The sequence below is a fragment of the Fructilactobacillus cliffordii genome (genome assembly GCF_024029355.1).
GTDB lineage: Bacteria > Bacillota > Bacilli > Lactobacillales > Lactobacillaceae > Fructilactobacillus > Fructilactobacillus cliffordii.
This window is the reverse complement of the sequence record NZ_CP097117.1, coordinates 568,050-579,809: the sequence shown is the minus strand read 5'-3', so window position 1 is coordinate 579,809 and position 11,760 is coordinate 568,050. Positions and strand designations below refer to the sequence as shown.

General features: G+C 47.0%; 5 protein-coding genes, 1 tRNA gene and 3 rRNA genes. All 9 read left to right on the top strand.

Going from position 1 to position 11,760, the window contains the following annotated elements:
- Window positions 1-40: 40 nt before the first annotated feature.
- A complete protein-coding gene (gene ftsH / locus M3M38_RS02950) occupies window positions 41-2,116 on the top strand; it encodes an ATP-dependent zinc metalloprotease FtsH (protein WP_252766271.1) in 2,076 nt (691 codons plus the stop codon).
- 77 nt (window positions 2,117-2,193) lie between these two features.
- Window positions 2,194-3,102 (top strand): Hsp33 family molecular chaperone HslO, encoded by a 909-nt coding sequence (gene hslO, locus M3M38_RS02945; RefSeq protein WP_252766270.1) that lies wholly within the window; start codon window positions 2,194-2,196, stop codon window positions 3,100-3,102.
- Complete coding sequence (gene dusB / locus M3M38_RS02940) at window positions 3,095-4,117, top strand: tRNA dihydrouridine synthase DusB (protein WP_252814723.1); 1,023 nt, start codon at window positions 3,095-3,097, stop codon at window positions 4,115-4,117. The genes hslO and dusB overlap by 8 nt, the downstream gene beginning before the upstream one ends.
- Window positions 4,118-4,207: 90 nt before the next feature.
- Window positions 4,208-5,692 carry a lysine--tRNA ligase gene (lysS, locus tag M3M38_RS02935; RefSeq protein WP_252767481.1) on the top strand — a complete coding sequence of 495 codons (1,485 nt, stop codon included), beginning with the start codon at window positions 4,208-4,210 and terminating at the stop codon, window positions 5,690-5,692.
- An 82-nt stretch (window positions 5,693-5,774) separates the two neighbouring features.
- A complete protein-coding gene (gene pnuC / locus M3M38_RS02930; RefSeq protein ID WP_252814722.1) occupies window positions 5,775-6,509 on the top strand; it encodes a nicotinamide riboside transporter PnuC in 735 nt (244 codons plus the stop codon).
- A 236-nt stretch (window positions 6,510-6,745) separates the two neighbouring features.
- Window positions 6,746-8,321: ribosomal RNA gene (locus M3M38_RS02925) — 16S ribosomal RNA — on the top strand.
- A gap of 213 nt (window positions 8,322-8,534) precedes the next feature.
- A 23S ribosomal RNA gene (locus M3M38_RS02920) occupies window positions 8,535-11,450 on the top strand.
- A gap of 70 nt (window positions 11,451-11,520) precedes the next feature.
- Window positions 11,521-11,637 (top strand): 5S ribosomal RNA (gene rrf / locus M3M38_RS02915).
- Together the 16S, 23S and 5S rRNA genes with 1 tRNA gene alongside form the textbook arrangement of a ribosomal RNA operon.
- A 6-nt stretch (window positions 11,638-11,643) precedes the next feature.
- Window positions 11,644-11,716, top strand: a tRNA-Asn gene (locus tag M3M38_RS02910).
- Window positions 11,717-11,760 lie beyond the last annotated feature (44 nt).

The window sequence follows — 11,760 nt, the reverse complement described above, 5'->3', positions numbered from 1 at the left end:
AAGATTTTGTATGTTAATTTAATCAAATTGGAGGACACAAATGAAAAATAATAAAAATGGACTTTTTAGAAGTAGTCTGTTTTATATCATTGCTTTTGTGTTAGCGATGGGGGTTGTCCTGTTTGCTACCGGTGGCAGCACCAGCAATGGACCAAAATCCCAAAAAATTGAGTCTAGCCAGTTCATGAAGGACTTGAAGTCCGATAAAGTAAGTAACTTTAACATTGAATCGGCAGATGGAATTTACAAGGTAACCGGACAATATCGGAAGCCCCAAAAGGCTAAAGTAGCCACATCGGGGGGACTTCCTTCATTTACGGTAACCAAAAAGGGATTGGAGAAATCTGATCAAGCTAGCGTAAAGGTCAAGAATTTTACCACGACGTTGGTGAAGAGTGATTCAACCGTTAAAGAGGTTAATAGCGTTGCCCAACAACATAACGTGAAGGTGAACGCAAAACCCACGCAGTCGAGTGGGTTTTGGATTAACCTAATTGTTTCTGTTTTACCCCTGTTAATCTTCATTTACTTGTTTTACATGATGATGAAACAGGCTGGTGGTGGTGCCGGTGGCCCTGGTGGCGTGATGAAGGTCGGCAAGACCAAAGCTAAGCCAGTTGAAAGCAAGGTTCGCTTTAAGGACGTGGCTGGTGAAGATGAAGAAAAACAAGAACTGGTTGAAGTGGTTGAATTCTTAAAGGATCCGAAGAAATTTACTAGTTTGGGAGCTACGATTCCCAAAGGGGTCTTACTAGAGGGACCTCCCGGAACGGGGAAAACTTTACTGGCTAAAGCAGTTGCCGGTGAAGCTGGTGTGCCGTTCTACTCTCTATCTGGTTCTGACTTCGTAGAAATGTTCGTCGGGGTCGGTGCAAGCCGGGTGCGGGACTTATTTTCGGAAGCCAAGAAATCAGCACCAGCAATCATCTTTATTGATGAAATTGATGCAGTAGGCCGTCGCCGTGGGAATGGCATGGGTGGCGGTCATGACGAACGGGAACAGACTTTGAACCAGTTACTGGTGGAAATGGATGGATTCTCTGGAAATGAAGGAGTCATCGTGATGGCTGCTACCAACCGGTCTGACGTTCTTGATCCAGCCTTAACTCGTCCCGGTCGATTTGACCGAAAGATTCTCGTAGGTCAACCAGACGTGCGCGGCCGAGAGGCTATCTTAAAGGTTCATTCCAAAGATAAGCCAATGGCTAAGGACGTTGACTTAAAAGAAATTGCCAAGCAAACGCCTGGTTTCGTGGGGGCTGACTTAGCTAACCTTTTAAACGAAGCGGCCTTGCTAGCGGCACGACGGAATAGTTCTGAAATCACCGCTGCCGACTTAGATGAAGCGGAAGATCGGGTAATTGCCGGACCAGCTAAACGGAACCGGGTCATCAGTCAACACGAACGAGAAGTGGTGGCCAACCACGAAGCCGGTCACACGATTGTGGGGCTGGTCTTAAACGACGCTCGGGTCGTCCACAAGGTTACGATTGTCCCACGGGGTCGCGCTGGTGGGTATGCCATCATGCTCCCTAAAGAAGACCAACAATTGTTGTCTAAGAAGGACGCCATGGAACAAATTGCCGGAATGATGGGGGGCCGGAGTGCTGAAGAAATCATCTTTGATTCCGAATCCTCTGGAGCATCCAATGACTTCCAGCAGGCAACCCAAATTGCCCGGGCTATGGTGACCCAGTACGGGATGACCGATAAACTGGGAACAGTTGCGTTAGAAGATCCGAATGCTGATCCATATGCGGCACCGAAGTACTCGCAGGAAACGGCTAACGCCATCGATGAAGAAGTTAAGCACTTTACCGATGAAGGACACCAGATGGCCAAGAAGATTATTTCGGAACACCGTGAACAACACAAGGCGATTGCCGACGCCCTCTTGAAGTACGAAACGTTAGACGAAAAGCAAATTCTAAGCTTGTACAAGACTGGGAAGATGCCGGCAGAAGATGAAGCTCCTGAAAACGAAAGTGAAACCTTTACGGAAGCCGAACGTAAGGCAACAACAAAGGAAAATCAGGAAGCTCATGAATTGAACAATGAAATCAAACATGATGATGACATCACCATTCATGGCGATGACGATTCTAATGATGAATAGTGCGATGAAGAACGTAAGCAGAAATGCTTGCGCTCTTTTCGCATCAAGCTAAAAACTATTTTGATGGAGGAATAATTATGCCAAATACAAAAGATCAATTAGTTAAAGCCCTTACGAACGACCAAAACTTTCGGGTTTTAGCTGTGAACGCAACGGATGTAGTGAAAACGGCACAGCAAGCACATCACTTGCAAAGTACCTCAGCGGTAGCGCTGGGACGAACGTTAGTGGCTAGTTTATTGCTGGCCAACTCAGCTTTAAAGGGAAAAGAAGGGATGACAATTCGTTTGAACGGTCAGGGACCGGTCGGCGGGATGTTGATTGATGCTGATGCGGCCGGTCACGTTAAGGGTTATGTTCAGCACCCTGATATTGATCTACCCCGGTTGAACGATGGTGAAATTGACGTCGCTGCTGGAGTCGGTACCGACGGTTTCTTAGAAGTGTTAAAGAACCTTGGCGGTACAGAACCGTATTCTAGTAGTGTGCCGTTAGTGAGCGGCAAAATTGGCGACGATTTTGCTTACTACTTGGCTAAGTCAGAACAGATCCCATCGGCGCTCGGGGTCTCCGTGGAAATTAATGAACAAAATGAAGTGGAAGTAGCCGGTGGTTACCTGATTCAAACAATGCCGGGTGCGGACGAAGATGCGATTGAAAAATTAGAAAAACGCTTGAAGACCCTTCCTGGAATTGCAATCACCTTAAAGGAATATGGTAATCCGGAACACTTGATTGACGTCATCTTTGGTGCAGAAAACGTGAAAATTTTACAACATTTGCCGGTTTCCTTTTACTGTGATTGTTCTAAAGAAAAATTTGCACAACGGTTGGCCGGAATTGGTCGCAAAGACCTGCAAGAAATTATTGATGAGGATCACGGTGCTGAAGTGGTTTGCAATTTCTGTGGCACTAAATATGATTTTTCTGAAGATGATTTAGTAAACATTTTGAACAAGCAAGCAAAGGGTGGCAATCATGAGTAAAGACCGCAGTTGGGAAATTGGAAACGTGCAAATTGATAATCCATTGGTAGTGGCGCCAATGGCAGGAGTTACTAACTCAGCCTTTCGGGTTATCTGTAAGAAATTTGGAGCCGGACTGGTCGTTTGTGAAATGATTTCTGACAAGGGAATCATGTTTAAGAACCAGAAAACGTTGGATATGACCAACGTGGAAGCTGAAGAACACCCCATGAGCATTCAAATCTTTGGTGGAGATCAGAAAACGCTGGTGGAAGCAGCCAAGTTTATTGATCAAAAAACGGCAGCCGATATCATTGACATCAACATGGGGTGCCCGGTAAACAAGGTCATTAAGTGTGAAGCGGGAGCGCGGTGGCTCTTAAATCCGGATAAAGTGTACGAGATGGTGTCAGCCGTAACGGCTGCCGTTAGCAAACCCGTCACGGTCAAAATGCGGACTGGTTGGGATGATGATCATATCTACGCTGTGCAAAACGCACTAGCAGCTGAAAAGGCCGGCGCGTCGACCGTGGCCATGCACGGTCGGACCCGAGAACAAATGTACCGGGGACACGCTAACTGGGAAATTTTGAAGGAAGTTTCAGATGCCTTAACGATTCCATTTATTGGAAACGGGGATGTGACGACTCCGCAAATGGCCAAACAGATGCTAGATGAAGTCGGGGCGACCGCCGTTATGATGGCGCGAGCCGTTGAAGGAAATCCATGGATTCTGACCCAGATGAATCACTACCTAGAAACGGGTGAAATTTTACCCAAACCTGGAGTAGAGGAACAAATGACGGTGGCTAAGGAACATTTGCACCGGCTTGTAGATCTCAAGGGTGAATACGTGGGTGCCCATCAATTCCGAGGGCACGCTCCCTACTACCTCAAGGGGCTGTCGCACTCCGCACGGACCAAGGTTGCACTGACGAGTGCAGATACCGAGGCCGAAATGATTCAAATTATGGATGATTTTGTGGCTAAGACAGAAGCTCGGCAGAAAAAACGCCAGGCGGCCGTACAAGGTTAATTGGTCTATGTTAAAATTGAACTAGTTATTTAGTTTGGAGGAATTAGTGTGGCACAAGATCCGAAACAAAAGAGAAAACAAGAACGCCAAATGAACGACCAGATGCGGGTGCGTCGGGAAAAAATGAACGAGCTCCGCGAAGCCGGAATCGATCCGTTTGGCCACCGGTTTAAGGTGACAGCGTTAGCCCAACCGTTGACTGATGAATACGATCGATACTCAAAAGTCGAATTAGAAGAAAAGAACATTCAGGTTTCCATCGCGGGCCGAATGGTTGCCAAGCGGGGGAGTGGGAAGGTTGGCTTTGCCGATATTCTCGACCGGACCGGCCGGATTCAGGTTTACGTTCGAAAAGACGTAATTGGTGATGAAGAGTACCACATCTTTAAACGGGCCGACATCGGTGATTTTCTCGGCTTTACAGGCGAATTGATTAAGACAGATATGGGTCAATTAACGGTAAAACCAAACAACGTGACCTTTTTGTCCAAGTCATTACGACCGTTACCAGATAAGTATCATGGTCTACAAAACAAGGAACAAAAATATCGGCAACGGTACTTAGATTTGATTTCGAACCGGGAAAGTTTTGACAGGTTCCAAAAACGGGCCCAAATTATTAAGGCTATTCGCAAATACCTTGATGATGAATTAGATTTTACGGAAGTAGAAACGCCGGTCCTTCACCAATCAGCTGGGGGAGCTTCTGCTCGTCCGTTCATTACTCACCATAACGCGTTAGACATTGATTTATATCTGCGGATTGCGCTGGAATTGCACCTGAAACGGTTGATTGTAGGGGGCATGGGTCGTGTCTATGAAATTGGTCGGGTCTTTCGGAATGAAGGAATGGATAAGGAACACAATCCGGAATTTACCGAATTAGAAAGCTACGCTGCTTACTTTGATTTCCACGATGTGATGGACGAAACGGAGGGAATCTTCCGCAGTGCAGCTAAAGTGGTTAGCGATAACGGTCAGATTGAATACCAAGGTCAAAAAGTGAACTTGGATCAATCTTTCAAACGAATTCACATGGTGGATGCCATTAAGGAAGTAACGGGTGTGGACTTCTGGCCACAAATGACGGATGACAAAGCTAAGCAACTAGCCGACGAACACCACGTTCAATACGAATCGTATTGGAAAGTGGGTCACATCATTAACGCCTTCTTTGAAACCTTTGTGGAACCAACGATTACGGACCCAACCTTTGTGTACGGTCACCCAATTGAAATTTCTCCGCTGGCTAAGAAGAACGAAGAAGATCCGCGCTTTACGGATCGATTTGAACTGTACATCTTAGGGAACGAGTATGCGAACGCCTTTTCTGAATTAAATGATCCAATTGACCAACGGGAACGGTTTGAAGCCCAGGTTAAGGAACGTGAAAACGGAAATGACGAAGCTCAAGGAATTGACGAAGATTACGTTAAAGCCTTGGAATACGGCATGCCGCCTACGGGTGGATTGGGAATCGGAATTGACCGGTTAGTAATGCTCTTGACGGATGCCCCATCCATTCGGGACGTCTTGTTATTCCCAACTATGCGTCCAGAAGAAGATCCCGAATAAGTAAAATTAGTATGAAAACGAAACTCTTTAAGGTAAACTTAAAGGGTTTTTTGTTTACCTTAAAAAAGATGGAGTGATGTCAATGTGGGATGCAGTTCAAAAAACCTTTAGCTGGCGGGAGAATGCCTTTGATCTACGTCATTTACAATTAGCGACCAAACTTCTATTAACGATTAACTTAGTAATCATCTTAGTGGTGTTTGCAATTAGTCGGGAATTTACCAGCCTGATTGGGTGGCTCTCGTTAGCCGCTAGTGTTTTTAGCGTGATTAACTTAATGTTGTGTGATGAAGGTAAAATTACAAACTATAGCTGGGGCATTTTTGAATCGCTCTTGTTTTTAGTGATTGACTGGCAAAATCGTTTGATTGGTGATTTAGCGACGAATCTTTATTATCTGGTTACCCAAACCCTGGGGATCTTTTGGTGGGGAAAGGAACTAAAGCAGCAAACGCAACAGCGTTTTTTGCAACCACGGAAGCTAAAGAAATGGCAGATTGGGTTGGTAATTACTGGATTAGTATTGCTTTATTTAATCGTGCTGTTTTTTAGTAAACGGCTACACGGTACGCAGATTTATTTAGATGCCTGTTTGTTACCGTTGAGTGTCATGGGAATGCTTTTAATGCTAGGCGGTTACCGCTCCCAGTGGTTAATTTGGATTGCTTGGGATGTGGTTAGTCTAATCATTTGGTACCGCCAGTTTCAGGTTCTGAGTCCCGCTTCGGCTTCCATGCTGGCGCTCGAAGTGATTAAACTGGTGAACGGAATTTATGGTGCTTATCGGTGGTTTGGCAAACAGCCGCTTGCTAGTTAGAACCTATTTAGTTTGATTTGTAAAAAAATGATGAGAAATTGTTGACTTTTATTGGTGGAGGTCGTATTATTATAAATGCACTGAAGAGCAGTGCTGAGTAGTTCTTTGAAAACTGAACAAGATTTTGATTACAAAAAGTGTAAGGAATTTTTAAACTAGCGTTTAAAAATTAAACATTTGCGAAGTCAATTCGCTTAAGAAACAAATAATGAAGTAGAGCTAGTAAAGTTCTCATTTAAAATGAGAGTTTGATCCTGGCTCAGGACGAACGTTGGCGGCGTGCCTAATACATGCAAGTCGAACGCGGTCTCCTAAATGAAATGAAGTGCTTGCACGGATTTGACTTTAGATTGGACCGAGTGGCGAACTGGTGAGTAACACGTGGGTAACCTGCCCAGAAGTCGGGGATAACACCTGGAAACAGATGCTAATACCGGATAACAACTAAAACCACATGGTTTTAGTTTGAAAGCTGGCTTTTATGCTAGTGCTTTTGGATGGACCCGCGGCGTATTAGCTAGTTGGTGAGATAATGGCTCACCAAGGCGATGATACGTAGCAGACCTGAGAGGGTAATCTGCCACAATGGGACTGAGACACGGCCCATACTCCTACGGGAGGCAGCAGTAGGGAATCTTCCACAATGGACGAAAGTCTGATGGAGCAACGCCGCGTGAGTGAAGAAGGGTTTCGGCTCGTAAAACTCTGTTGTTAGAGAAGAACGACTGTGAGAGTAACTGCTCACGGCGTGACGGTATCTAACCAGAAAGTCACGGCTAACTACGTGCCAGCAGCCGCGGTAATACGTAGGTGGCAAACGTTGTCCGGATTTATTGGGCGTAAAGCGAGCGCAGGCGGTTTTTTAAGTCTGATGTGAAAGCCTTCGGCTTAACCGAAGAAGTGCATCGGAAACTGGGAAACTTGAGTGCAGAAGAGGACAGTGGAACTTCATGTGTAGCGGTGAAATGCGTAGATATATGAAGGAACACCAGTGGCGAAGGCGGCTGTCTAGTCTGCATCTGACGCTGAGGCTCGAAAGCATGGGTAGCAAACAGGATTAGATACCCTGGTAGTCCATGCCGTAAACGATGAATGCTAGGTGTTGGGAGGTTTCCGCCTCTCAGTGCCGAAGCTAACGCATTAAGCATTCCGCCTGGGGAGTACGACCGCAAGGTTGAAACTCAAAGGAATTGACGGGGACCCGCACAAGCGGTGGAGCATGTGGTTTAATTCGATGCTACGCGAAGAACCTTACCAGGTCTTGACATCTTCTGTTAGCCTAAGAGATTAGGTGTCCCCTTCGGGGGCAGAATGACAGGTGGTGCATGGTTGTCGTCAGCTCGTGTCGTGAGATGTTGGGTTAAGTCCCGCAACGAGCGCAACCCTTGTCTTTAGTTGCCAGCATTGAGTTGGGCACTCTAGAGAGACTGCCGGTGATAAACCGGAGGAAGGTGGGGATGACGTCAAATCATCATGCCCCTTATGACCTGGGCTACACACGTGCTACAATGGACGGTACAACGAGTTGCGAAACCGCGAGGTCAAGCTAATCTCTTAAAGCCGTTCTCAGTTCGGATTGCAGGCTGCAACTCGCCTGCATGAAGTTGGAATCGCTAGTAATCGTGGATCAGCATGCCACGGTGAATACGTTCCCGGGTCTTGTACACACCGCCCGTCACACCATGAGAGTTTGTAACACCCAAAGTCGGTTGGATAACCGTTAGGAGTCCGCCGCCTAAGGTGGGACAGATGATTAGGGTGAAGTCGTAACAAGGTAGCCGTAGGAGAACCTGCGGCTGGATCACCTCCTTTCTAAGGAAAAATACGGAACCTTACACCGATCAAAGTCTTGTTTAGTTTTGAGAGGATTACTCTCAAACTTAGTTCTTTGAAAACTAGATAATATTATTTTCTGTAAGAATTATATTGATTGATATAATTTTAACCGAGAAAACCATTGTGTAATTTGAGTTTTTTAATGTGTTTAATCGCTAAACTCAATAATTTATAATCCGTCGGATTATAGGTTAAGTTAGAAAGGGCGCATGGTGAATGCCTTGGTACTAGGAGCCGATGAAGGACGGAACTAACACCGATATGCTTCGGGGAGCTGTAAGTAAGCTGTGATCCGGAGATTTCCGAATGAGGAAACTCGATTAGGGTAATGACTAATCACTACGTAGTGAATTCATAGCTACGCAGAGGCAGACGTGGGGAACTGAAACATCTAAGTACCCACAGGAAGATAAAGAAATTTCGATTCCCAAAGTAGCGGCGAGCGAACTGGGAATAGCCCAAACCGAACCTTCGTGGTTCGGGGTTGTAGGACTGAACATTTGAGTTACAAAAGAATTTGATAGCTGAAGCAGTTGGGAAGCTGCACCAAAGAGAGTGATAGTCTCGTAAGCGAAATTGAATTCCCTCAGTTCAGGATCCTGAGTACGGCGCCACACGTGAAACGGCGTCGGAATCTGGGAGGACCATCTCCCAAGGCTAAATACTCCCTAGTGACCGATAGTGAACCAGTACCGTGAGGGAAAGGTGAAAAGCACCCCGGAAGGGGAGTGAAATAGTTCCTGCAACCATGTGCCTACAAGCAGTCAGAGCCCGTTAAGGGGTGATGGCGTGCCTCTTGTAGAATGAACCGGCGAGTTACAGTTGCATGCAAGGTTAAGCCGAAGAAGCGGAGCCGGAGCGAAAGCGAGTCTTAAGAGGGCGAATTAGTATGTTGCCGTAGACCCGAAACCAGGTGATCTATCCATGTCCAGGATGAAAGTGCGGTAATACGCACCGGAGGTCCGAACCCGTGTACGTTGAAAAGTGCTGGGATGAGGTGTGGATAGCGGTGAAATTCCAAACGAACTTGGAGATAGCTGGTTCTCTCCGAAATAGCTTTAGGGCTAGCCTCGGAATTAGAATCATGGAGGTAGAGCCACTGTTTGAGCGAGGGGTCCGTCTTGGATTACTGAGTTCAGATAAACTCCGAATACCATTGATTTATGTCCGGGAGTCAGACGATGAGTGATAAGATCCATCGTCGAAAGGGGAACAGCCCAGACCGCCAGTTAAGGTCCCTAAATATATGCTAAGTGGAAAAGGAAGTGGAGTTGCTTAGACAACTAGGATGTTGGCTCAGAAGCAGCCACCATTTAAAGAGTGCGTAATAGCTCACTAGTCGAGTGATTCTGCGCCGAAAATTTACCGGGGCTAAGCATATTACCGAGACTGCGGACGCAACTACGTTGCGTGATAGGAGAGCGTTCTAAGGGCAATGAAGGCAGACCGGAAGGACTGTTGGAGCGCTTAGAAGTGAGAATGCCGGTATGAGTAGCGAAAGACCAGTGAGAATCTGGTCCACCGAATGACTAAGGTTTCCTGGGGAAGGCTCGTCCACCCAGGGTTAGTCGGGACCTAAGCCGAGGCTGAGAAGCGTAGGCGATGGATAACAGGTTGAGATTCCTGTACTAGTTAATTATGTTGGAACGATGGAGGGACGCAGAAGGCTAGGTTGAGCATCCGGCTGGAAAAGGATGTTTAAAACGTAAGTCAGGTGAGGAGTGAAATGCTTCTGACCGGGTTGACAAGCGTTGATGAGGATCGAAATTAAAGTAGAGAAGCAACCGATGTCACGCTGCCGAGAAAAGCTTCTAGTGAGTAATTAACTACCCGTACCGCAAACCGACACAGGTAGTCGAGGAGAGAATCCTCAGGTGAGCGAGAGAACTCTCGTTAAGGAACTCGGCAAAATGACCCCGTAACTTCGGAAGAAGGGGTGCTGACCGTCAGGTCAGCCGCAGTGAAAAGACTCAAACGACTGTTTATCAAAAACACAGGTTTATGCAAAATCGTAAGATGAAGTATATGGGCTGACGCCTGCCCGGTGCTGGAAGGTTAAGTGGAAAGGTTAGCTTCGGCGACGCCTCGAAATGAAGCCCCAGTAAACGGCGGCCGTAACTATAACGGTCCTAAGGTAGCGAAATTCCTTGTCGGGTAAGTTCCGACCCGCACGAAAGGCGTAACGATTTGAGTACTGTCTCAACGAGAGACTCGGTGAAATTAAGATACCTGTGAAGAAGCAGGTTACCCGCGACAGGACGGAAAGACCCCATGGAGCTTTACTGTAGCTTGATATTGGGTGTTTACATAGCTTGTACAGGATAGGTAGGAGCCATTGAAACCGGGACGCTAGTCTCGGTGGAGGCACCCGTGGGATACTACCCTTGCTATGTGAACACTCTAACCCTGAGCACTAATCGTGCTCGGAGACAGTGTCTGGTTGGCAGTTTGACTGGGGCGGTCGCCTCCTAAATAGTAACGGAGGCGCTCAAAGGTTTGCTTAGAATGGTTGGAAATCATTCTGTAAGTGTAAAGGCAGAAGCAAGCTTGACTGCGAGACAGACGAGTCGAGCAGGGACGAAAGTCGGACTTAGTGATCCGGTGGTACCGTATGGAAGGGCCATCGCTCAACGGATAAAAGCTACCCTGGGGATAACAGGCTTATCTCCCCCAAGAGTTCACATCGACGGGGAGGTTTGGCACCTCGATGTCGGCTCATCGCATCCTGGGGCTGTAGTTGGTCCCAAGGGTTGGGCTGTTCGCCCATTAAAGCGGTACGCGAGCTGGGTTCAGAACGTCGTGAGACAGTTCGGTCCCTATCCGTCGCGGGCGCAGGAAATTTGAGAGGAGCTGTCCCTAGTACGAGAGGACCGGGATGGACATACCGCTGGTGTATCAGTTGCGCCGCCAGGCGCACCGCTGAGTAGCTATGTATGGATGAGATAAACGCTGAAAGCATCTAAGTGTGAAACTCGCCTCAAGATGAGATTTCCCATTCCTATATGGAAGTAAGACTCCTGAAAGATGATCAGGTCGATAGGTTAGAAGTGGAAGCGTAGCGATACGTGCAGCGGACTAATACTAATCAGTCGAGGACTTAACCAAGGAAAGTACAATGGTAGAATCGGAAGGAAATAATATTAGCTAGTTTTGAGGGAACGAAGTTCACTCAGAGTGTGGTGGCGATAGCCTAAAGGATACACCTGTTCCCATGCCGAACACAGCAGTTAAGCTTTAGCACGCCAAAAGTAGTTGGGGGATCGCCCCCTGCGAGGATAGGACGTTGCCACGCGATTATTCCGACATAGCTCAGTTGGTAGAGCACCTGACTGTTAATCAGGTTGTCGACGGTTCGAGCCCGCCTGTCGGAGTTTAGAGTTATCTTCGCGAGATAACTCGCGGAATTAAATTTAGT